The organism is Devosia sp. A16 (assembly GCF_001402915.1).
In the GTDB taxonomy this organism is placed as follows: domain Bacteria; phylum Pseudomonadota; class Alphaproteobacteria; order Rhizobiales; family Devosiaceae; genus Devosia_A.
This window is the reverse complement of the sequence record NZ_CP012945.1, coordinates 125765-149040: the sequence shown is the minus strand read 5'-3', so window position 1 is coordinate 149040 and position 23276 is coordinate 125765. Positions and strand designations below refer to the sequence as shown.

Genomic DNA, 23276 nt, shown 5'->3' with positions numbered 1-23276 from the left:
GACGCGCACGCGATACTCACGACTCCACCGCCCGGCCCTTGAGGGCGAACAGCCCGCGTGGGCGCCGCTGGATGAACAGGATGATGAGGATCAGGATGGCGATCTTGGCCAGCACCGCTCCGGCATAGGGCTCGAGGAACTTATTGGCGACGCCCAGCGATACCGCGCCGATCAGCGTGCCCCAAAGGTTCCCCACGCCGCCGAACACCACCACCATGAAGCTGTCGATGATGTAGCCTTGGCCGAGATTGGGCGAGACGTTGTCGATCTGACTCAGCGCCACGCCGGCCATCCCGGCGATGCCTGAGCCGAGCCCGAAGGTCATGGCATCGACGAACGGGGTGCGGATGCCCATGGCGGAGGCCATGCGCCGGTTCTGCGTCACGGCGCGCATCTGCAGGCCGAGCGGCGTGCGGTTGAGGATGATCTGCAGGGCGACGAAGACGGCGATGGCGAAGACGATGATCCACAGCCGGTTCCAGGTGAAGCTGAGATTCCACAGTTCGAATGTGCCGCTCATCCAGGTCGGCGGCTGCACCAGCTTGTTGGTGGGCCCGAAAATGGTGCGCACCAGTTGCTGCAGCACCAGCGACAGGCCCCAGGTGGCCAGCAGGGTTTCGAGGGGGCGTCCATAGAGCCAGCGGATGATGCCGCGCTCGATGCCGATGCCGATCAAGGCGGTGATGAGGAAGGCGGCGGGCACCGCGAAGGCGAGGGAATAGTCCATCAGCCCCGGCGCCACCGACTGGATCACCAGCTGGGTGACATAGGTAGTGTAGGCGCCCAGCATCACCATCTCGCCATGCGCCATGTTGATGACGCCCATCACCCCGAAGGTGATGGCGAGGCCGATGGCGGCGAGCAGCAGGACCGAGCTCAGCGAGATGCCGTAGAGCAGGTTCTGCCCGACATCCCAGACCGCGAGCGTCCGTCCGATCGAATCGATGCCGGCGGCGATGGCAGGCTTCAGCTCGTCGGGCGCGGTATCGAGGGTATTGCGCAGCACCGTCTGGGCGGCGCGGTTGTTCTGGGCGACGACCAGGTCGATCGCGGCGCGCTTGTCTTCCACCGAAGCATCGGTCTTCAGCACGATCACCGAGCGGGCCAGTTCCATGGTGGACTTGATGCCGGCGTCGGTCTCGGCGGCGATGGCCTGGTCGAGCAACTCGAGCATCGCAGGATCGGCATTCTTGAGGACGCTTTGCGCCGCGGCGAGGCGCACCGGCTGATCCGGGCTCAGCAGTGTCAGCTTGCCGATGGCAGTGCGAATCTTGCCGCGGAGCCCGTTGTTGGTCTTGATCTTTTCGAGCTCGCTGCTCGGCAGCGTGCCCAGATCCGTGCCATCGACCGGATCGGTCAGCGCCAGTTCGCCGCCAGCCTTGCTGGCGATCACCACTTTGCCGTCGGAAGCGCGGACGTAAAGGTTGCCGTCGCTCAGCGCCTGCAGCACCGGCGGCACACGCTCGTCGCCGGTGGCGACGAGGACATCCATGGCCTTGTTACGATCGGCGAAGCTGCCGGGACCGAGCGCGTTGATCTGCGCGGCAAGATCATCCTGCGCCGCGGCGGGCAGGGGGGCGAAAGCCACAGCGAGCAGGAAGGCAATTAGAGTGAGAATTCGGGTGGCCATCGTGGTCGCTCTATCGCGGGAGACAAGAGAGGTCGGCGACGGCGGCTGCCGCCGTCGCCGGGAGTTGTGTCCTACATCGCCGCCGGGGCGGCTTCGCAGGTATTGGTCGCGGTGTTGAAGCGGCCGCAGCCGGTCAGCGGATCGGTCCAGTCGGCCTCGATGCCCTTGTCTTCGGGGAGCACGTCCGACCAGGCGTCGCCCGGCACGTCGCCGTCGGTCTGCCAGACCGTCTCGAACTGGCCGTCGGCCTGGATCTCGCCGATCAGCACCGGCTTGGTCAGGTGGTGGTTGGGCAGGACTTTCGCCGTGCCGCCGGTGAGATTGGGCACTTCGAGCCCGACAATGGCCTTGAGCACCGCGTCGGTGTCTGTGGTGCCGGCCTTCTCGACCGCCTGGACCCAGAGGTTGAAGCCCAGATAGGCCGCTTCCATCGGATCGTTGGTGGTGCGCTTGTCGTTGCCAATGAAGGCATGCCAGTTCTTGATGAACTCGGCATTGGCGGGGGTGTCGACGGACTGGAAGTAGTTCCAGGCGGCGAGGTGCCCGACCAGCGCCGAGGTGTCCATGCCGGCGAGTTCTTCTTCACCGACCGAGAAGGCGACCACCGGGATGTCCTCGGCGCTGACGCCCTGGTTGGCGAGCTCCTTGTAGAACGGCACGTTGGCGTCGCCGTTGATGGTCGAGACGACTGCCGTCTTCTTGCCGGCCGAGCCGAATTCCTTGATGGCCGCGACTTCGGTCTGCCAGTCGGAGAAGCCAAACGGAGTATAGTTGATCTTGATGTCTTCGGGCGCGACGCCCTTGTCCTTGAGATATTGCTCAAGGATCTTGTTGGTGGTGCGCGGGTAGACGTAGTCGGTCGCTTCGAGCACCCAGCGCTTCACCGAACCGCCTTCTTCGCTCATCAGGTAGTCGACGGCGGGAATGGCCTGCTGGTTCGGCGCCGCGCCGGTGTAAATCACGTTCTTCTCGGATTCCTCGCCCTCGTACTGCACGGGGTAGAAGAGGATCGAGTTCAGCTCCTTGAAGACCGGCAGCACCGACTTGCGCGACGACGACGTCCAGCAGCCGAACACCGCGGCAACGCCGTTGACGGCGATCAGCTCGCGGGCCTTCTCGGCGAACAGCGGCCAGTCCGAGGCCGGATCGACCACCACGGCCTCGAGCTTCTTGCCCAGCACGCCGCCCTTCTTGTTCTGCTCATCGATGAGGAAGAGCATGGTGTCCTTGAGCGTCGTCTCCGAGATCGCCATGGTCCCCGACAGCGAGTGGAGTACGCCCACCTTGATGGTGTCCTGGGCATACGCAGCGGTTGCAGTCAGTACGGGCGCCAGCGCCCCGGCAGTCATCGCGACCCCCAGACCGACACCGGCCATCATGCGACTAATACCTGTCATACTTACCTCCGACAGTTTGGTTGTTTGCACCGGGAAGGAAGCTGCAATCGCCGTGCCAGCGCCGAAGGATGCTGCCAAGTCACTGAGTTTACTGGGGTCTGTTTGTCTGGGTGGGTTCCGCGGGGCGAAACCGCCCGGGCGGCGCGAGGCCGCGGTGCCAGTTCTCTGAGCAGCGTGTTTAGTGATTGATTAATATTTGTGCACCGGGTGGGAGTGCTCAAGAACCAAGCGAAACCGCCTGCGGAACGCGGGGTGACCGGCCTTTGCAGCGCTGCTAAAATTCGGCACCGGGAGTTCGCTTCCGGCAGAGGTTGTTTGCACCATACCCTCGGGCCCCGTGCCGGCAACGGCGCGGGGCTTTGCATTGCTGTCTCGATCGAGACGAAACCGCGGCAACCATCCGCTCAGTTTGTCGTTAAGAACCCAAGCCGCCAGCGCGTGGTGTTGGCGCATGGATATCGGCCAAGGCGGCGAGGGCTGACGCTCCCTCGTTGTTGACGCCGGTGGGGCGCGGAGCTTCGGCTCCGCGCCTTCTTTTTTCGTCGATGTAAGGAGTTTCCCTTAGGTCGCTACAAGACACTGAGTAGCGGGCACGCAACCAAGCATTCGACTAATTTGGAGGTGCCTCAGATCCGGCTGATTTCGGTGTCGCGGCTGGGGAGCGTGGTGCCGGGGGTCAGGCAGCCCAGTAATTGTTCATCACTGGCCGACGGCTGTCAGCGAACTGTCAGCTTGTACGGGGACGTCCTCGCGCGGCCGGCGCACCTGTTACCAAGACCTTGCAGATCAACGAAGAGCCCTGCGATCCCTCGCGGTTTGTCGCGTCTGCAGCAAGCCAGGGGTTGCGGCAGGCCGATCGGCTCTGCAGCCAGCTAAGTGACGTTGCGTAGCTGCACCTGTAACTCTCGGTGACATTTCGCATTGGACTCAAGCTTCAAGAAAATTTTCTCCTCTGTACGTGCTATACCGTACAAGCATACGTAAACTCTCGCTGTAAGTGTCACTGCGTATCCGATGCAATTGATCAAGATGCGGAATATATTGGCCAACCAATCACAAGTCGAAGAGCTTCACGATCGCAACTTTACATCGATCTCATACGTACATATTCATCAGCCGACGGACGGCAGATGTATGGGAGAGTGGTCATGAGAAGCAACGTTTTTGCGGCTTTGGCGGTGTTCGCAGTCGTCGCTGGAATCAGTGCTGCCCCGGTACGCGCCGGCGGCTTGCTGGGTGGACTTGGTGAAACTGTTGGCGGTGTGGTCGGCGGCGTAACCGATACGGTCGGTGGCGTGGTCGATGGCGTCACAGGTGGTGGTAGTGGCGGAGGCGGCGGGAGCGGCGGCGGCACCAATGTTGGCGGCCTGCTGTCCTTGAATGACAGCGGCAACGATGCGCTGGTCAACCTCGACATTGGCGGTGGGAACAATGTTCTCAACGCGGCTGTGGGTCGCGGCAACAATCCGCTGGTCAATGCAAATGTCTCGAGCACCGGTCTGTTGCGTAGCACGACGGTGACGCTTGATCTGGCCGGTCTTGGGCTCGATCTGACAGTCGACTTGGGAATCCTCGGCCCGAACGGTCCCGGTGGCCCGGGCGGACCCGGTGGTCCTGGCCGGCCGGTGCTGGTCGGCAGCCTCGGAGGCGGCGGCACGTTCCTGATCAACTGCACTGTCAACAATACCAGGCAACTGCTGCAGGTGGCGGCGGCGGGCAAGATCAGCGGCGCCGAGATCAAGGCCTGGATGCGCGCGGCCAATGTCCAGGTCGTGCCGATCAAGCTCTGTCCGGCTGCCAAGAAGCAGGTCGCGGCGCTGCTCGCCAAGAGCCAGAAGATCAACCTGCTGCGTCGGGCGGTGATGTCCGATGCGCTGATCACTGCTTCACTGGGCCGTACCCGCTATGATGCAGGTGACGTGGTGGCCGTGCAGCGCAAGGGCGGCCAACTGGTGGTGTACGTCTACTGAAGTAAGACCCGGTTTTCCAAAGCAGAGGGCGCGGCCGGCAGCGGTCGCGCCTTTTTTTGGGTTGCAGTGGCGCTAAGCCGCGAATGAGTTGCATGTAAGTATATTCTGGTATTTGGTGGCATTGTTCCACATATCCACAAGGTGTCGATAACCAGATCGTCGCTCATGAAAAGCAACCGACAGTAACTGACAGCGTCCTGTCAGCTTGCGGGGCGCAACATCGCATCATGTTTCGCAGAGGAGAAGCGTGATGCAATCCAGAAAAATAACAGTGCTCGCAGCAGTGCTGCTGATGGCAAGTACCAGCATCGTGCCTGCTACCGCAGCCGGACTGCTGGGCGGTATTCTTGGTGGTGGCGACAGCGACGGTGGTGACGGTGGCGGCTCGGTTCTTGGCAGCGTACTGGGCGGCGGTGACGGCGACTCGGTGCTGGGCGGTGTGCTTGACGTCGACAGCGGCGATGCCGGCAACGACTCGCTGGTCAATGTCGGACTTGGCGCCGACGAAGGCACCAGCCTCGGCGTAAACCTCGGTGACAGCGACAGCGACGGACTGCTCGGCGGGCTGCTCGGTGGCGGTGGCGATGGGGGTGATGGCGGTGGCGACGGGCTGCTTGGCGGCCTGCTCGGCGGCGACGGGGATGGCCTCCTCGACAACGTTGTCGGTGGTGACGGCCTGCTCAACGACCTCAATCTTGGTGGCGAAGACGGGCTGCTCAACGACGTGGTGGGCGGCCTCGATGTCGGCGACGGTCTGCTGAACGACCTCGACCTCGGCGGCGAGGGCGGCCTGCTGAATGACGTGGTGGGCGGCCTCGACGTCGGCGACGGTCTGCTGAACGACCTTAACCTGGGCGGCGAAGACGGTCTGCTGAATGACCTGGTCGGCGGCGTCGACGCCGGTGACGGCCTGCTCAACGACCTGGGCCTCGATGTCGGCGATGGGCTGCTCAACGATCTCGACCTGGGTGGCGTCCTCAATGGCGAAGGCGGTCTGCTCGGTGGCGTGGACGTTGGCGATGGGCTGCTCAATGGACTCAATCTCGGCGGCGACGAGGGCGCGCTGAACAACCTCCTCGGCGATGGCGTCCTAAATGGCGAGGATGGATTGTTGGGTGACCTTAACCTGCTCGGCGGGTATACCGGTCTGCTCGATGGGCTTGACGTCGGCGGCATCCTCAACGGTGAGGATGGTCTGCTCGGTGGAGTCGACGTGGGCGACGGCGTGCTCAACAATCTGGGCGGCGTCCTCAACGGCGAAGACGGGCTGCTCGGTGGCCTGGACGTCGGCGGCGTCCTCAACGGCGAAGACGGGCTGCTCGGTGGCCTGGACGTCGGTGGCGTCCTGGGCGACGGCATTCTCAACAGTGAAGACGGCCTGCTCGGCGGGCTCAATCTTGGCGACGGGATCCTCAATGGCGAGGATGGGCTGCTCAACGGCCTCAACCTGCTCGATGTCGACCCCCTGCTGCAGGGGCTCGATCTCAGCAGCCTCGGGTTGGATCTGGCTGATGGCGGCGTGCTGAACGGGGTCACCGACGTGCTGGACCTGGGTGATCTGGGCCTGCTCGATCTCGGCGACATCGGCGACGTCGGTCTGCTCGACCTTGGTGATATCGGCGATATCGGCCTGCTCGACGGGCTGGCGCTGACAGACGTTCTGACGGACACCGACCTCAGCGGACTCTTGTCCGACCTCGACCTGGATCTGGGCGGCGTGCTGTCCGATCTCGATCTCAGCAACCTGATCAACATCGGCGACGTCAATATCGACCTGGGCGGTCCTGGCGGCCCTGGTGGTCCCGGCGGCCCTGGTGGCCCGGGTGGTCCTGGTGGTCCGGGAGGCCCTGGTGGCCCCGGCGGTCGAGTTATCGTGGCCGGCGGCGGCGGTGGTGGGTTCGGTATGAACCGTGCCTGCAATGCACAGGACGCCAAGCAGGTCATCTCGCAGGTCAAGCAGATGCAGCTGAACCGCGCCGTGTTGGCCAACGTCAAGGCGGTGAAGGTGGTCAAGGTTCGCCTTTGCGCCGACCTCAAAGGCAAAGTGGTGCAGGCCGTGACGTCCAGCAAGAAGGTGCAGATCTTGCAACGCGTGCTGGGTGGCAGCGGCAAGATGGTGGCCGAACTGCAGCGCTCCGGCGCGAGCGTCAACGATATCTATGCCATCGGCCGCAGCGGCCCGCAGTTGACCGTGTACGCGTTCTGATCTCGCCCCGATCAGGACCTGAAGAAGGGCGCAGGCCGGTTGGCTCCCCTGCGCCCTTCGACTTGTCTGGTTGCGCCAGCAGGAGACGGGGCGTCGTGCGCCTCAGGGCGCGCTGCTACTCAGCCGGGGCAGGGTAGGCATCGGTCTCGGCGGCGTCGGCCGCCTCCAGTTCCCGCCGCAGCCGCTCTTCCTCAAATGCCTTGGGTTTGCTGAACCGTGCCAGCAGCAGGTAGGCGACCGGCGTCAGGTAGAGCGTGGCCACCGCCGCGAGGCTGAGCCCGCCTACCATGATCCAGCCGAGCGCCGCGCGGGCCTCCGAGCCGGCGCCGCCGGCAACGATCAGCGGCACGCCGCCCAGCACGGTGGCGATCATCGTCATCACCACCGGCCGCAGCCGGATGTTGGCGGAGTTTTCCACCGCCTCACGCACCGATTGGCCACGGTCGCGCAACTGGTTGGCGAACTCGACGATCAGGATGCCATTTTTGGCCATGATGCCGACCACGAGCACCAGGCCGATCTGGCTGTAGACGTTGAGCGTCACCCCGGTCAGCAGCATGGCGAACACCGCGCAGGCGAGGCCGAACGGCACTGTCGCCATGACGATGATGGCGCTCCAGATGCTTTCGAACTGCGCCGCCAGCACCAGGAGGATGACGATCAGCGCGAAGCCGAAGGTGATGAGCAGGCCGTTATTGCTTTCGCCCAGGGTCTTGGCCTCGGCCATCGGCACGATGGTTGCACCTTCGGGCAGCAGCGGCTGGGCGATGGCGACGGCCTGGGTATAGGCGTCGCCCAGGGCGAAGCCGTCGGTCAGCGCCGCAGTGACGGTCACTGCCCGGCGCTGCTGCTCGCGACCGAGCGAGGGTGCGATCGGCGCTTCGGTGAGCGAGGCGATGGTCGACATCGGCACGTAGCGGCCATCGCTGGTCTTGACGAAGATCGACTCGAGATCGCCGGGGTCGTTCACGGGGCTGGAGGTCGAGGTCATGCGGACCGAATAGCTCTGGTCGTTGATGAACACGGTGCCGACGTCGGAGCCATCGATCATCGCCTGCATGGTGGTGCCGAGGCCGTTGATGTCGATGCCCAGTTGCGCCGCTTTCTCGCGGTCGATGGTCAGCGTCATCTGCGGCTGCGTGGTCTCGTAGTTGACCGAGACGCGGCCCCATTTCTCGTCCTTTTCCAGCTCCGCCTTCACCTTGTTGGCGGCGTCCGAGAGTGTCGCATAATTGTCGCCGAGCAGCGCGAACTGCAGGCCGGAGCCGCCGCCGCGTACCCCCAGGCTGTTGCCCTGGCGGATAGTGGCACGGACGCCCGGCACCCGCACCAGTTGCTGGGTGATCTCGGCGGCGATCTGCTGCTGGGTGCGGGTGCGGTGCTCCCAATCGGCCAGCGTCATGATGATGAAGCCCGAATTGGTGTTCGAGCCGAAGCCCGAGATCGAGAAGATGCTCGTCGCCTCGCCGCTCTGCTTATAGGGCTGCAGCATGTCCTCGATCTTCTGCATCTGGGTGCGGGTGAAATCGAGGCTCACCGTCGCCGGGGCGCTGACGTTGATGGCGACCTGCGCCCTGTCCTCGGGCGGGGTCAGCTCCTGCTTCAGCGTGCCGAACACCGCCCAGGCGGCGCCGGCGAACAGTACCGCGATGACGATCACCACCAGCGGGTTGTCGAGCGCCAGCCTGAGGGTGCGCCGGTAGAGCCCGGCCAGCACGCCGCCGAAGCGCTCGAGCAGGTTGGGCGGTCGCTCGACATGCGGCTTCAGCATGCGCGAGGCCATCATCGGGGCCAGCGACAGCGCGACCACCGCCGACAGCCCGACCGAGATGGCGAGAGTGAAGCCGAACTCGCGGAACAACAGCCCGGTCTGGCCGGGCAGGAACGAGATCGGGATGAACACCGCGGCCAGCGTCAGCGTCGTGGCGATCACCGCGAAGAACACCTCCTGGGTGCCCAGCACTGCGGCGGCGCGCGGTCCGAGCCCCATGCCGCGCCGTCGGGTGATGTTCTCGAGCACCACGATGGCATCGTCGACCACGAGGCCGGTGGCAATCACAAGTGCCAGCAAAGTCAGGATGTTGAGCGAGAAACCGAACGCATAGATTCCGGCTACGGTGCCAATCAGCGCCACCGGCATGGTGACGGCGGGGATGATGGTGGCGCGCCAATCGAGCAGGAACAGGAAGATGATGACGATGACGCCGACCACGGCGATCAGCAGCGAACGCTCGACCTCGTGCACGGCGCCGGCGATGAACACCGACTCGTCGGACGAGATCTTGATGTCGACGCCGGGGGGCAGGGTGGTCTTCAGTTCAGCGACCGCCGCCTTCACTCCATCGGAGATCTGCATGGTGTTGGATTGGGCCTGCCGCACGATGCCGAGCCCGATGCCCGATTTGCCGTCGCTGCGCAGGCCCGAATTGGCCGCTGCCGGTGCGAACACCACGCTCGCCACATCGCCCAGACGGGTGGTCCCCTTGATGACGATGTTCTCGAACGCCTCGGGGGTGTTGACCTCGGCAATGGCGCGGATGGCGATATTCTGGTTGGTGCCGTTCAGCGACCCGGCGGGGCTGTCGAATGCGATGGTCGAGAGCGCGTTGCGAATGTCGCCCACCGTCAGCCCCAGGCTCGCCAGCTTCACCTGATCGACGTCGATCTCGAAGCTGCGGTTCTGCGTGCCGTTGATCTGCACGTCGGCGACCCCGCTCACCGCCGCGAGCCGTTCGGAGATGGTGTTCTCGACCAGCTCGGTCAGTTCGTCCTTGCTTAACGTATCGGAGGTCACCGCCAGCTGTATGATAGCCTGGGCGTTCGAGTCCGCCTTGATGATGGTCGGCGTCTCGGCGCCATCCGGCAGCCGGTTGGTGATGCGGCCGAGCGCATCGCGGATATCGGAGGTGGCGTTGTCGAGGTTAGTGCCGTCGTTGAAGGTCATCGATACGCGGCTGCGGCCATAGGACGAATCCGACGAGATCGATGCAACGCCCTGGATACGCGCCACCACGCCCTCGATGGCCGAGGTGATTTCACGATCGACCGTCTCGGCCGCGGCGCCCGGGAAGCTGGTGGAAATGGAAAGCGTCGGCCGTTCGACGCTGGGCAATTCGCGGATCTCGACGCCGAAGAAGGCGGCGAGGCCGGCGACGATGATCAGGCAACTGACGACGACGGCCAGCACCGGGCGCCGCACGAACAGCCCGGCAATGGCGCCGCCGCGCTCGTTCTGGGTCTGGATGCTCATGCGGTTCCTCCCAGGTGGCATACTGAGAGAGACGGCCCCCTCCCGGCCTCCCCCACAAGGGGAGAGGTGAAGAGTCGAGCTTGTGGCTCACCCGTGCCCGACACTCGATGCGGCACCTCCCCCCTTGTGGGGGAGGATGGGAGGGGGCCGTCTCTCTCGGTCACCCTCACGACGGATTCCCCGCGCCCTGGCCCTGGCGGTTTCGTCCCTCGCCCGATCCGCCCGCCGGATCATCCAGCAACCGCACGCTGGCCCCGGCGGTGAGCTGCTGCACGCCTTGGGTCACCACCTGGTCGCCCTCGGCGAGCTCGGCTTTCACCAGCACACCGTCGGAGTTGCGCTGGATGATCTCGACCGGGACGCGCTCGACCTTGCCGTCGACGAACTTCCACAGATAGCTGCCGGCGCTCGACCACTGGATCGCCAGCGGATCGACGGACGGAAACTGCTCGCCGGGAAAACTCATCGACACCGAAAACGACATGCCCGGTTTGAGCCGGCCTTCGGCGTTGGGAATAGCGGCCTCGACCTTCAGCGTGCGGCTCGCCGGGTCGATGCGGTTGTCCACGGCATTGACCTCGCCGGCAATGGTCTGACCGGGGAGCGCCACGGCAGTGGCGGTGAGCGGCATGCCCGGGGTGATGGCCGAGGCATAGCGCTCGGGCACCCAGAAACTGACGAGGATGTGCGAGGTATCCTCGATGGTGGTGACGACGCTCTGCGAGGTCACGGTGTTGCCGGCGCTGACCTGGAACAGGCCGACAGTGCCGGCGATCGGCGTCGAGATGGTGCGCCTCGCGAGCGCCAGGTCGGCGTTCTGCAGTTCGAGCCGCGCATTGTTGAGAGCAAGTTGTGCCGCTCCGACTTGCACGGTGGTGGTGTTGTTGGCCTTGGCCAGGGCATTGGTGCGGTCGAGCGCCGTCTGGGCATCGTCGAAGGCCAGCTTGGCGCGCTCCTGGGCGATCCGCTCGGCGTCGGCATCCAGCCGGCCGATCACTGCGCCGGCCGCCACCGCCTCGCCCGGACGGACCAGCAGTTCGGCGAGTGTGCCGCTGGCGGGAGAGACCACCGTCACCGAATGGGCGGCGGCGCCTTCGCCGATCGAGGTCAGCTTGTCGTTGATGGTGGCAAGCAGCACCGGCGCGGTGACCACCACCATGGTGCGATTGCCGCCGCCGCGCCCGCCGCCCTGTCCGCCGCCACCCGGGCCGCGCTGGCCGGCGGCCTGCTGTTGGCTCGCCGCACCGGCCGGGCCGGTCGCCGCTTCGACGGGCTGGCCGAAGGGCAGGGTGATGCCGAAGCGGGCCAAGGTCTCCGACGCACCGGGCACGAAGAAGACGTATGCGACCGCGGCCGCTCCAATGACGACGAGCGAAAGCAGCAATTGCCTGAACAAGCGACCGAATCCCAACGAGAAAGCGCCCCCTCCGGATCAGGGGCAGAATGGCGCGGACGATAGCATCGGCTCCCGATGCTTCACATTAAATCGCCGTAACGTTGGGGTGAGCGGCTTGCCGGCGGCGCCAGCCAGCGTTGGCCCGGCGCTCAATGCGGGCGGGCGGCGCTCGGTGGCGTGGCGTTGATCCGGCCCCAGGCGCGGCGCAACTGGCGCGACGAGGCAAACCCGGTGCGTTCGGCGATCCGCTCCATATCGAGCCGGGTTTCGCTGAGCAGTTGCTGAGCCAGCGCAACCCGCAGCCGGTTGACGTAATCGGGAATGCTCATCCCGGCATGCTCGTTGAACAACCGCGAGACATGGCGCGGGCTGGCGAAGGCAATCTCGGCCAATGCCTCGAGCGACCAGTCACGCGCCGGATCGGCGGTGATCGCATCCTGCACGCGGTGGATCGCCGGGTGGATGTGGTTGCGGCCCTCGAGCCAGGGCGAAAGCTGCGGATCGGTGCCAGCGCGCCGCAGGTAGACGACGAGGAAGCGCGCCACCGCGGCGGCGGTTGCCGGGCCGGCGAGCTGGCCGATGATGTGCAGCATCAGGTCGATGCCGGCGGTGATGCCGGCGCTGGTGTAGCGTTCGCCATCCTCGACATAGAGTCGGTTCTCCAGCACGCGGGCAGTGGGGGCGGTTTGGGCGAGGAGGGCACAATCGGTGAAGTGCGTGGTGCAGGCGCGGCCGTCGAGCAGGCCGGCACGGCCGGCGAGCAGGGCGCCCGAGCAGATCGAGACCAGCCGGATGCCCGGCCGGATGTGCTGCCGCAGCCAGGCGACGATGTCGTCGGAGCCCTGCAGCGGCGCCTCGATTTCGCCGAGCCGTTCGCCGCCGAGGATCACCTCGGTATCGCCCGACAGCACCACCATGGCATCGTCCTCGATCGCCTCGGGGAGCGGCTGGATGCCGCTCAGCCTGAGGCCTATAGAACTCGTGACCTCGGGCAGCATGCCGACATAGCGGACATCGAACGCCACCTCGGACTGCAACTGGTTGGCTTTGCGCAGGGCCTCGATCGGCCCCGCGACGTCGAGCAGGAGCGTCCGCGCCGGCAGCACGACATAGACCGGGATTCTCCGCGGAGCCATGGTCATGCGGCGGCGGCTCTGGGGGCGTCCGCCAAAGCTTCGGCGATGGTGCAGACGCGGGCGAAGCGGCCGTCGAGCACCGCCGCAGTGCGGGCCTTCAGTTCCTCGACGCTCCAGGTGCGGCCGGTTCTGTCGGTCAGGGCCATAGTGTGGGTGGCCTCGGTGACATAGTCGACCTGCCAGCCGAGGTCTGACGCATGGCGGGTGGTGGTTTCGCAGCACTGCTCGGTGCGGATGCCCGAGACGATCAGCCGGCGGATGCCGTGCTCGGTAAGCCAGACATCGAGGCCGGAGCCGACCAGCGCCGAGTGCCGGGTCTTCAGGAACTCAGCATCGGGCGTCAGCTGCAGTTCGGCCAGTGGGCGGACGAAGCCGGAGGCAAGTGAGAATATGCCCTCGGGCTCGACATGCAGCACGCGGACCACGGCATGGCCCTTGGCCCGCGCGCCATCGATCAGCGCCTGCTGGTTCTCGAGATAGGTTGCGTAATCGGTCTCGCACCAGTTCTGGCGCTGCCGGAACGATTCCTGGGCGTCGATGACGAGCAAGGCGGTATCGGACATATCTGGACCTCATGGGCGGGATGATGGCCGGAGGGTAGGGCGCCCGAACAATGACCGAAAGGCCGCGGCCGGACAAGGAGCGGACAGAAAAGGACATCAAGTCTGCCGGTGGCTGTGGCCCCACCCCTGTTTCCCCTCCCCGCAAGGGGGAGGACAGGGGTGGGGGGCGGCTCGCACCGGTGCTTCTTGCGTTCACCTGAGCATGCTAAACCTCACCCCAACGAGGAGACCCCATGACTATCGACGACAGGCCGCGCATCGTCGGCGGCGGCCCCAAGAAGCTGCTCTACACGGTCGATACCATCCGCCGGATGGGCGTCGGCAAGGCTGCCAAGGCGCTGACCGCCCACAATACCTGCAAGGCCTGTGCCTACGGCATGGGCGGGCAGAAGGGCGGGATGACCAATGAGCTCGGCGAGTTCCCCTCGGTCTGCAACAAGTCGGTGCAGGCGCAATCGACCGACATCCAGCCGGCGATCCCGAACGAGGCGTTCCTCCATCCGCTGAGCGACCTGCAGCAGCTTTCGGGCCGCGAAATGGAAAAGCTCGGACGGCTCAATACGCCGCTGTTCAAGGCGGCCGGGGCCGACCGGTTCGAACCGGTGAACTGGGATTTCGCCATCGCCCATGCGGCGGCGAACCTCAAGGTCACCGACCCCAACCGCAGCTTCTTCTATTCCTCTGGCCGTTCGTCCAACGAGGCCGGCTTCGTGTTCCAGTTGCTGGCGCGCGTATGGGGCACCAACAACGTCAACAACTGCTCGTATTACTGCCACCAGGCGACCAGCGAGGGGCTGGCGACCACCATCGGCAAGGGCACGGCGACGGTCGAACTCGAGGACCTGACCGGGGCCGACCTGATCTTCGTCATCGGCGCCAACCCGTCATCGAACCATCCGCGCTTCATCCACATGCTGAAGCATTGCCGCGATCGTGGCGGCGACGTCATCGTCATCAACCCGGCGAAGGAACCGGGGCTGGTGAAATTCGCGGTGCCCAAATCGCCGACCTCCATGCTGTCGGGCGGCACCGAGATCGCCTCGGACTACCTGCAGCCGCGGATCGGCTCCGACATCGCCGTGTTCAAGGGGCTGATGAAAGCGGTGCTGGCCACGGGGGCCGAGGACCGGGCGTTCATCGCGGCCCACACCGCCGAGTTCGAGGCGCTGCGGGCTGACCTCGATGCTGTCTCATGGTCCGAGATCGAGACGATGACCGGGCTGCCCCAGACCGCGATCGAGCGTGTCGCCACGCGCTACGCCAACCGGCAGAACGTGGTGTTCGCCTGGGGCATGGGGATGACGCACCACCTGCATGGGGTGGAGAACGTCGAAGCCATCGCCAACCTGGCGCTGCTGCGCGGCATGATCGGCAAGCGCTATGCCGGGCTGTTGCCGCTGCGCGGGCACTCGAACGTCCAGGGCATCGGCACCATCGGGGTGAAGCCGGTGGTTTCCGAGCAGGTATTCGCCGCGATGGAGCAGGCGTTCGGCGTGACGCTCGGCCGGGCCAAGGGGCTCGACACCATGGCCGGGCTCGAAGCCGCCGCCCGCGGCCAGATCGACAGCGCGGTGATCATGGGCGGGAACCTCTGGGGGGCGACGCCCGACACGGCGTTCGCCAGCCGCGCCATGGCGGCGATCGGCTTCAAGCTGTTCCTCACCACCACGCTGAACCGTGGGCACGTGCATGGCCTGGGTGAGGGCGAAGTGCTGATCCTTCCCGTCACCGCTCGCGACGAGGAGTGGTCGCCGACCACGCAGGAATCGATGTTCAACTTCCTCCGCCTGTCGGATGGCGGCATCGAGCGGCTCGACAATGTGCGGCCGGAGACAGTGATCCTCTGCGATCTCGCCAAGCTGCTGCTGCCGGACAGCCCGGTGCCGTTCGAGCGATTCAAGGAACACCGGCAAGTTCGTGAAGTCATTGCGAAAGTCGTGCCCGGGCTCGAGCAGCTGGCCGACATCGACGTGGCCAGGCGCGAGTTTCATATCAAGCACCGGGTGATGCATGCGCCGAAGTTCGGCACGCCGGACGGCAAGGCGCATTTCGTGGTGACGCCGCTGCCCAGGGCGCCGGCGCCGCTGACCCTCGCTACCGTCCGTTCCGAGGGGCAGTTCAACACCATCATCTACGAAGAGCGGGACAGCTACCGGCTGAAGGCCGGACGCGACGCCATCTTCCTCAACCGCGAGGATATGGCGGCCTTCGGGGTGCGCGACGGACAGCGCGTGACGCTCGCCTCGGAGACCGGGCGGATGGAGGGCACCGCCACCGCCTTCGACCTGCCGCGCGGCTCGGCGCTGGCCTACTATCCCGAGGCCAATGTGCTCTGCGGCACGGCGGTCGATCCGCGCTCCAGGACACCGGCGTTCAAGTCGGTGCCGGTGTGGATCGAGGGGTAGGGTGTGAGGGGATTGCTGCTGTGATGGGGGGCCACCAAGTCTCCTCCCACCGAGTTTGCGAGAGCAAACTGTGCGCGGCCCAAGAGCGACACCCCCACGCGAGCTTGCCGGCCCCCTGAACTCGGATAATGTTCTCCTGGGTTCGGGGACTACACGATGACTGACGACAAGCAGGAGCAACCGGCGCCGGACATCGACCGCCCCGGTGAGCGCGCCAGGGCGTTCAATGCCGCCATGGCGACGCTGGGCATCGCGCTGGTGGTGTTCATCATCGGCGTCGTCGTCGGCTTCCCGCTCGCCACCTTCGGGGTGGAGTTCATCACCACCAATGGCGGCCTGGTGTTCGGGCTGCTGTTCGGTTTCCTCGTACTGGTGCTGGTCGTCAGCGCGGTGCTGATGATTTTCCGGCGGCAGATCTGGCAAAGCCTGTTCAGGCGCGGCGAAGTCGAGATGGAGCGGTTCGCCCGGCCGCTTTCGGAAGTGGCGCGCTTTGCCGCGCTGCAGAAAGTGGCCGAGGCGACCGAGTCGGCCCGCGACCTCGCCGAGCTGGTGCTGGCGCGTTACGCCTGGGTGTCGACCCGGCGCTGGCTGATGGCGACGATCACCGCCTTCATCGCGGCCATTGCGGCGCTGGCGGGGTCGGCGCTGCTGTTCCAGCAGAACCAGCTGCTGCGCACCCAGATCGGGCTGATGCAGGACCAGAACAGCCGCATCGAGGAGCAGAACCGCTTCATCCAGAGCCAGATCGAACTGGGCGAAGCGCAGCGCTCGACCTCGATCGTGCCGGAAATCCTCGAGATCGGCGCGCAGGTGGCGCAGGAGGTGGCGGCGGTCAACACCTATGCCGGCGACCAGCCGTCGATTGCGCTGCTGAGCCCGGGCTTGCGCGCCCGGATCATCGCGGCGACCACGGCAGCGCGACCCTACCGGTACCTCCGCAACCCACTGACCGATCTCGACGAGAACCTGCTGATGTCGTCGGGCCTGCTGCGTCGCACCGACCTTGCAGCGTCGACGACGGTGCGCCAGCAGCTCGATGCAGCGAGCGGCGCCGTGCAGTTTTCCGGCGAACAGAATGGGGTGATGTCGGATCGGCCGCTATCGCCGGAGCGCGGGCAGATCATCGGGCTCCTGATCTCCAACGGGCTCACGGACTTCTCTACGCTCAACGGCGCCGATTTCAGCTTTGCCGAGGTGCGCTCGGCGAGCACCGGCAGCAATATCCGCTTCCACTTCGCCGCGCTGCGCTTTGCCAATTTCGATCGACAGTTGCTGGTCGGCGCCGAATTCGACGGCGCCTACCTCGAGCACGCGCGCTTCCGTCACGCCAACATCAACTATACCCGGTTCACGGCGGGCGAACTGCCCTCGATCACCGGCGGGGAAGGGCTCAAGCAAGGGGCACAGCTCTCCGGCGCCGACTTCTCCGCCGCGATCCTGAACCATGTGTCATTCGATGGCAGCCGCGGCTTCGGCATCAACTTCGACGGTGCGGTGGTGCACAACACCACGTTCGCCGGTGCTTCCATGGCGGGCAGCACGTTCCGCAACACCATCTTCGGGGTGGCGGATTTCACCGGCGCAGACCTGAAGAGCGTCGATTTCGACGGGGCCATCGTGTTCGACGCCGGCTTCCTCGATACCCTCGCCAAACAGGCGGCGCCTGGCAGCTTCCTCCCGCAGCGCTTCGAGATTGCCCCGCTCGCCGCAGAGGAGTTCGCCCGTCATCCACGCTGGTCCGATGCGTGGCTCGACGGGCTCGAGGCCAAGCAGGCCTATCGGATCACACGTGTCGGAGCATTCGAGTGAGCGGCTTTCCCAAACAGACCTTCGAGTTCCTCGCGGGGATCGCGGCGCATAACGAGAAGGCCTGGTTCGACGCCAACCGGCCGCTGTACGAGGCCGGCTATGTCGAACCGGGCAAGGCCTTCGTTGCCGAGATCGGCCCCAGGCTCAAGGCGATCTCCCCCGAAGTGCAGTTCGACCCCAAGGTCAATGGTTCGATCTCGCGCATCAACCGCGACATCCGGTTTTCCAAGGACAAGCGCCCTTACAAGCAGCATCTGGCGCTGTGGTTCTGGCATGGCGACAAGCGCGGCTGGGACCGGCCGGGCTTCTACGTGCATATCGAGGCGGAGCGGGTGTTTCTCGGCACCGGCATGTACGGCTTCGACAAGGAGACGCTCGATAGTTTCCGCCAGTCGATCATCCACCCGCGTTCCGGCAAGGCGCTGGTGGCGGCGGTGGCGGCGGTGAAGGCGAAGGGCGCCTACAATATCGGCGAAAAGACGCGGAAGCTGATGCCGCGCGGTTTCGAGACCGACCCTGATAGGGCCGAGTTCCTGCTTTATGAAGGGCTGACCGCCGGTATCGAATTGCCGGCGAGCGCTGCTGCAAGGCCCGATTTCGCCGAGGTGTGCCTCGAGCATTTCGCCAACACCGCGCCAATCGCGCGGTGGCTGATTGCCGAGGTGGCGGGGTAGGGCACCGGTCACCTCTCCCTTGGGGGAGAGGTCGGCCGAAGGCCGGGTGAGGGGGCCTTTCCCACGTTCTGTGTTTGCGGCAAGGCCCCCTCACCCCAACCCTCTCCCCCAAGGGAGAGGGGGCGCTAGAGCCGCACCGCCGGAGGTGAGTTGCCTGCCCAGATCACCCGTTCCTGAACGCATACCCATAGCCATTCAGTGCAGGGGCGCCGCCGAGGTGGGCGTAGAGCACCTTGCTTCCCTTGGGGAAGTAGCCGGTTTCGACCAGGTCGATCATCCCCTGCATGGATTTGCCCTCATAGACCGGGTCGGTGATCATGCCTTCCAGCCGGCCGACGAGGCGGATGGCGTCCTTGGTTTCCGCCGACGGCACGCCATAGATCGGGTAGGCATAGTTCTCGAGCAGCACGACGTCGTCGCCGACGATGGGACGACCGAGCTCGACCAGTTCGGCGGTGCGCTGGGCGATCTCCAGCACCTGGGTGCGGGTCTGCTGCGGCGTGCACGAAGCATCGATGCCGATGACCTTTCGGGCACGGCCATCGGCGGCAAAGCCGACCAGCATCCCGGCGTGGGTCGACCCGGTGACGGTGCAGACGACAACGTAGTCGAACTGGAAACCGAGTTCTGCCTCCTGCGCCCGCACTTCCTCGGCAAAGCCGACATAGCCGAGGCCACCGAACTTGTGCACCGAGGCGCCGGCCGGGATCGGGTAGGGTTTGCCGCCCGCCGCTTCGACCTCGGCGATGGCCTGCTTCCAGCTGTCGCGGATGCCGATGTCGAAGCCGTCGTCGACCAGCCGCACATCGGCGCCCATTATGCGGCTCAACATGATGTTGCCGACGCGGTCATAGACCGCGTCTTCGTGCGGCACCCAGGCCTCCTGCACCAGGCGGCACTTGAAACCGATCTTGGCGGCGACCGCCGCCACCATGCGGGTGTGGTTGGACTGCACGCCGCCGATCGACACCAGCGTATCGGCGCCCGCAGCGATGGCATCGGGGACGATGTATTCGAGCTTCCTCAGCTTGTTGCCGCCGAAGGCGAGGCCGGAATTGCAATCCTCGCGCTTGGCATAGAGCTCGACGCCGCCGCCGAGATGGGCGCTGAGACGCTCCAGTTTCTCGATCGGCGTTTTACCGAAGGTCAGCGGGTAACGGGGAAACTTCGCGAGGTTCATGGCGCCCTGGTCCTTGAGATCAATGTGACTCAAGGCTAGCAATTGTTGCGCGAAGGGTGCTTTCAATGTCGGGGCGCCGGACGCCGACCACCGTCGCAAGAGGCGGAAAGTATGTGTATTTGCCGCCAATCTTTGGAGCAGAGATGAAAGAATCTTCCGATGCTGATCTAGATCGCATCGACCTCAGGATGCTCCGCGCGCTGCAGCGCGATGGCCGGATCAGCAATGCCGATCTTGCAGCCGAGGTCGGCGTCAGCGCCGCGACCTGTCATCGGCGCACCCAGCATCTGGTCGAGGCCGGCTACGTATCGGGCTTTCGCGCGGTGGTGACACCGCAGAGGGTCGAGCTCGGGACGCTCGTGCTGGTCGGCGTGGTGCTGGATCGTTCGACGCCGGAGAGCTTTGCCGCGTTCGAGAGCGCAGTGCAGAAGCTGAGATTCGTGCTCGATTGCCACCTGGTGGCCGGCGACTTCGACTATTTTCTGAAGATCCGGGTGCGCGACATGGCCGATTTCAACCGCCTGCACGGCACGCAACTGATCGGCCTGCCTGGGGTACGGCAGACCAGGACCTTCTTCGTGATGAAGGAAGTAGTGGATTGCCGGGCGCTGGAGTTCTGAGGGAGCGCGCCACCGACACCGGCCGTCTCCCTCTCCCTTGTGGGGAGGGTAGCGGAGCTAGGCGAAGCCTTAGCGCAGCTGGGTGGGGGAGGGCCCCAGCACCTGCGCGTGGGGCCACCCCCACCCTTGATCCCCCCCACAAGGGGGAGGGAGACTCCAGCTGCTGGATCGAGTCGGTGGTGAGGCTTATGCCCCCACCGGATACGCCACGTACGCAAACCGCCGGCTATCGGGCGCCCAGGAGTTGACGTTGATGGTGCCCTGGCCGCCGTTGAAGCTGACGAGGTCGCGGGTGCCCGCCCCGTCGGGGCGCATCAGGCGCAGGATCACGTCTCTGTCGGCCGGGTGGCCCTGGGTGCCTGGCGGGTAGCTCAGATAGGCGATCGAGTTCCCATCGGGGGCGAAATGCGGGAACCAGTTCACCCGTTCGTCGAAGGTGATCTGGGTCAGCTCCGAGCCGTCGGCGCGCATCTTGAAGATCTGGGCGTGACCAGGCGAGCTCTGCTCGGAGTTGAACCAGATCCACTCCCCATCCGGCGAGTACTCGGCGCCGTCATTGGGCACCAGCACGTCGGTGAGTTGCCGGTCCGGTCCGCCGGCCGCCGGGATGGTCCAGATGTTCACCTTGGCCCACTGATTTTCGCCGACGGCGTTGATGCCGACATAGGACAGCGTCTTGCCGTCGGGTGAGATGCCGTGGAGGTAGTAGTGGTGGCGGTGCGGGTAGGTGTTCGATACCCGGCGTGGCGTGCCTCCGGCGATCGGCACGGCGTAAAGGTGGCCGTCGTCGGAACTCACATAGACGGTGGCGCCATCGGGCGACAGCACGTGATCGTTGTTGAGATCGTGGAGGTGACCGGTATCGAGCTTCTCGATCTCACCGGTACCGTCGGCTGCGATGGTCCAGAGCTCGCCGCCGGCATTGAACAGCAGCGTCCTGCCGTCCGGCGTCCAGTTGGGTGCCTCGATGATCTCGTCGGCGGTGAACAGCACCTGTTGGTTGCCGCCATCGGCATCGATGATGGTCAGGTCCGAGACCTGGCCAGGCAGCAGGCTGCGGCCGCGACGGGCGAAGTTGGGGCGTTGCGGCACGTCGAATCCTCCACGGCGTTTCCCCGATAGTGGCAGCGGAGTCGGACTGAGCGGAATGGTTCCTGCGGCGATTTTTCTTTTCGTCACGGGGTGTAGACGGTGCGAAGCGCGTTATGCATGGCGACCCGGAGGCCCGACCGTATGACCCCGCCACAACTGCTGTCCTTTGCCGTCGTCGCTCTGATGATGGTGGCGTTCGTCTGGGGCAGGCTGCGCTATGACCTGGTGGCGGCGCTGGCGCTGCTCGTCGCCGTGCTGGTCGGGGTGGTGCCGCCGGAGCAGGCGTTCTCGGGGCTCTCGGACGATATCGTCATCATCGTCGGCAGCGCGCTGGTGGTGAGTGCCGCGGTGTCGCGTTCGGGCATCATGGATATCGCGCTGGCGCGGATCGCGCCTAACGTCACCGCGCCACGGGTGCAACTGCTGATCCTCGTTACCGTGGTCGCGGTGCTCTCGGCCTTCGTCAAGAACATCGGGGCGCTGGCGATCATGATCCCCATCGCCTTCCAGATGGCGCGGCGCTCGGGCGTGTCGCCCTCGCGCTTCCTGATGCCGATGTCGTTCGCTGCGTTGCTCGGCGGGCTGATGACGCAGATCGGCACCTCGCCCAACATCATCGTGTCGCGGGTGCGTGAGGAGCTGACCGGCACCAGCTTCCACATGTTCGATTTCACCCCGGTCGGCCTGGCGCTCGCCGTCGCCGGGGTGATCTTCCTCGTCTTCTTCTATTGGCTGCTGCCGGAGCGCAAGCGCGAGGGGCTGGCGGTGGGCGAGGCGATCGAGATCAAGAACTACACCACCGAAGCAACCGTCGGGCCGAACTCGGCAGCGCTGGAAAAGACCGTCAGCGACCTGCACAAGATGTCGGGCGGCAAGGCGATGGTCACCTCGATCGTTTCGGCCAAGGGCGGGCGGCGCACCCCGTTTCCCGATGCGGTGCTGCGCGAAGGCGACCGGGTGATCGTCGAGGGTGAGCCCGAAGCGCTGGACGGGATGATCGAGCGGGGCGGCTTGTCGCTGTCGGACCGCACCCATGCGCCCGGGCTCGATCTCGTCACCATCGAGGCGATCATCGGGCCCAACTCGCCGCTCGCGGGCAGCACGGCGCGCGACTTCGCGCTGTTCGAGCGGACCGGCCTCAACCTCCTCGCCGTCAGCCGGCGCGAGCGGCGCTTTTCCGAGCGGCTGGGGCAGATCCGGCTGGAGGAGGGCGATGTGGTGCTGCTGCGCGGCAGCCGCACGCAGATGGGCGAGCAGCTGCGCGATCTCGATGCGCTGCCGCTCGCCGAGCGCAACCTGCAACTGGGCAGCGTGCGCAACCGGCTGCTGCCGATCGCCATTCTCGGGGCCGCCATGCTGGTGACGGCGCTCGGCTGGGCGCCGGTGCCGATCGCTTTCTTTGCCGCTGCCGTATTGATTGTCGCCAGTGGGGCGTTGCCGCTGCGCGATATCTACCGGCAGCTCGATGGGCCGATCCTGATTATGCTGGCGGCGCTGATCCCGGTCAGCGACTCGCTGCGCGCAACCGGCGCCACCGACCTGATCGCCGCCTGGTTGGGGCAGGTCTCGATGGGCCTGCCGCCGATCGCGGCGCTGGCGGTGATCCTCATCGCGGCTATGGCGGTGACGCCGTTCCTCAACAATGCGGCGACGGTGCTGGTGATGGCGCCGATCGCCGCGACCTTCGCCACCGACCTGGGTCTGAGGCCCGAGGCGTTCCTGATGGCAGTCGCCATCGGGGCCGGCTGCGACTTCCTCACGCCCATCGGGCACCAGTGCAACACGCTGGTGATGGGACCGGGCGGCTACCGGTTCGGTGATTACTGGCGGCTGGGGTTGCCGCTGTCGCTGCTGGTCGTCGCCATCGCGGTACCGCTGCTGTCGCTGGTCTGGCCGTTAACCTGAGGTGGTGTTGCCCCGCGCGGCGGGTTCCCCTACATACGGCGCT

The 23276-nt window shown here is 65.6% G+C and carries 15 protein-coding genes; 7 read left to right on the top strand and 8 right to left on the bottom strand.

Annotation, left to right across the window (positions count from 1 at the left end; all coding sequences use genetic code 11):
• Positions 1 to 16: 16 nt before the first annotated feature.
• Both urtB and urtA read right to left on the bottom strand, forming a co-directional pair.
• A complete protein-coding gene (gene urtB / locus APS40_RS00645; RefSeq protein WP_055045223.1) occupies positions 17 to 1630 on the bottom strand; it encodes an urea ABC transporter permease subunit UrtB in 1614 nt (537 codons plus the stop codon).
• 71 nt (positions 1631 to 1701) lie between these two features.
• Positions 1702 to 2979, bottom strand: coding sequence for an urea ABC transporter substrate-binding protein (urtA, locus tag APS40_RS00640; protein WP_236884250.1), 1278 nt, complete (start codon positions 2977 to 2979; stop codon positions 1702 to 1704).
• Between the two features lie 1196 nt (positions 2980 to 4175).
• Here urtA and APS40_RS00635 point away from each other — a divergent pair.
• Together APS40_RS00635 and APS40_RS00630 are read left to right on the top strand one after the other, a co-directional pair.
• Positions 4176 to 4997, top strand: coding sequence for a hypothetical protein (locus tag APS40_RS00635; protein WP_156342770.1), 822 nt, complete (start codon positions 4176 to 4178; stop codon positions 4995 to 4997).
• A gap of 250 nt (positions 4998 to 5247) precedes the next feature.
• On the top strand, positions 5248 to 7203 hold the full coding sequence (locus APS40_RS00630; RefSeq protein ID WP_156342769.1) for a hypothetical protein: 1956 nt from the start codon (positions 5248 to 5250) through the stop codon (positions 7201 to 7203).
• 115 nt (positions 7204 to 7318) lie between these two features.
• On the opposite strand, the gene APS40_RS00625 is transcribed toward APS40_RS00630, so the two are convergent.
• The 4 genes from APS40_RS00625 to APS40_RS00610 form a co-directional block, all read right to left on the bottom strand.
• Entirely contained in the window at positions 7319 to 10453 is a 3135-nt protein-coding gene (locus APS40_RS00625) for an efflux RND transporter permease subunit (RefSeq protein ID WP_055045219.1), read from the bottom strand.
• A 166-nt stretch (positions 10454 to 10619) separates the two neighbouring features.
• On the bottom strand, positions 10620 to 11849 hold the full coding sequence (locus tag APS40_RS00620; protein ID WP_055045218.1) for an efflux RND transporter periplasmic adaptor subunit: 1230 nt from the start codon (positions 11847 to 11849) through the stop codon (positions 10620 to 10622).
• A gap of 149 nt (positions 11850 to 11998) precedes the next feature.
• The gene (locus APS40_RS00615; RefSeq protein ID WP_055045217.1) at positions 11999 to 12991 is read right to left on the bottom strand and encodes a GlxA family transcriptional regulator; all 993 of its coding nucleotides are present in this window, start codon (positions 12989 to 12991) and stop codon (positions 11999 to 12001) included.
• Complete coding sequence (locus tag APS40_RS00610; RefSeq protein WP_055045216.1) at positions 12988 to 13548, bottom strand: cysteine hydrolase family protein; 561 nt, start codon at positions 13546 to 13548, stop codon at positions 12988 to 12990. Before APS40_RS00610 ends, APS40_RS00615 begins: the two co-directional genes overlap by 4 nt.
• A 233-nt stretch (positions 13549 to 13781) precedes the next feature.
• Between APS40_RS00610 and APS40_RS00605 the strand changes: the two genes are divergently transcribed.
• The 3 genes from APS40_RS00605 (at position 13782) to APS40_RS00595 (ending at position 18436) form a co-directional block, all read left to right on the top strand.
• A complete protein-coding gene (locus APS40_RS00605; protein ID WP_055045215.1) occupies positions 13782 to 15953 on the top strand; it encodes an FdhF/YdeP family oxidoreductase in 2172 nt (723 codons plus the stop codon).
• A 156-nt stretch (positions 15954 to 16109) separates the two neighbouring features.
• Positions 16110 to 17762, top strand: a complete 1653-nt coding sequence (locus tag APS40_RS00600) for a pentapeptide repeat-containing protein (protein ID WP_055045214.1) — start codon at positions 16110 to 16112, stop codon at positions 17760 to 17762.
• A complete protein-coding gene (locus APS40_RS00595) occupies positions 17759 to 18436 on the top strand; it encodes a DUF2461 domain-containing protein (protein WP_055045213.1) in 678 nt (225 codons plus the stop codon). The genes APS40_RS00600 and APS40_RS00595 overlap by 4 nt, the downstream gene beginning before the upstream one ends.
• A 163-nt stretch (positions 18437 to 18599) precedes the next feature.
• Here APS40_RS00595 and APS40_RS00590 read toward each other — a convergent pair whose 3' ends face one another.
• A complete protein-coding gene (locus APS40_RS00590) occupies positions 18600 to 19616 on the bottom strand; it encodes a 1-aminocyclopropane-1-carboxylate deaminase (protein WP_055049497.1) in 1017 nt (338 codons plus the stop codon).
• Between the two features lie 143 nt (positions 19617 to 19759).
• Here APS40_RS00590 and APS40_RS00585 point away from each other — a divergent pair, with 143 nt between their 5' ends.
• A complete protein-coding gene (locus APS40_RS00585) occupies positions 19760 to 20236 on the top strand; it encodes an Lrp/AsnC ligand binding domain-containing protein (protein WP_055045212.1) in 477 nt (158 codons plus the stop codon).
• Positions 20237 to 20422: 186 nt separating this feature from the next.
• Here APS40_RS00585 and APS40_RS00580 read toward each other — a convergent pair whose 3' ends face one another.
• Positions 20423 to 21328, bottom strand: coding sequence for a TolB family protein (locus APS40_RS00580; protein WP_055045211.1), 906 nt, complete (start codon positions 21326 to 21328; stop codon positions 20423 to 20425).
• Positions 21329 to 21469: 141 nt separating this feature from the next.
• On the opposite strand from APS40_RS00580, the gene APS40_RS00575 reads away from it, so the two are divergent.
• The gene (locus tag APS40_RS00575) at positions 21470 to 23233 is read left to right on the top strand and encodes an SLC13 family permease (protein WP_055045210.1); all 1764 of its coding nucleotides are present in this window, start codon (positions 21470 to 21472) and stop codon (positions 23231 to 23233) included.
• Positions 23234 to 23276: the final 43 nt, after the last annotated feature.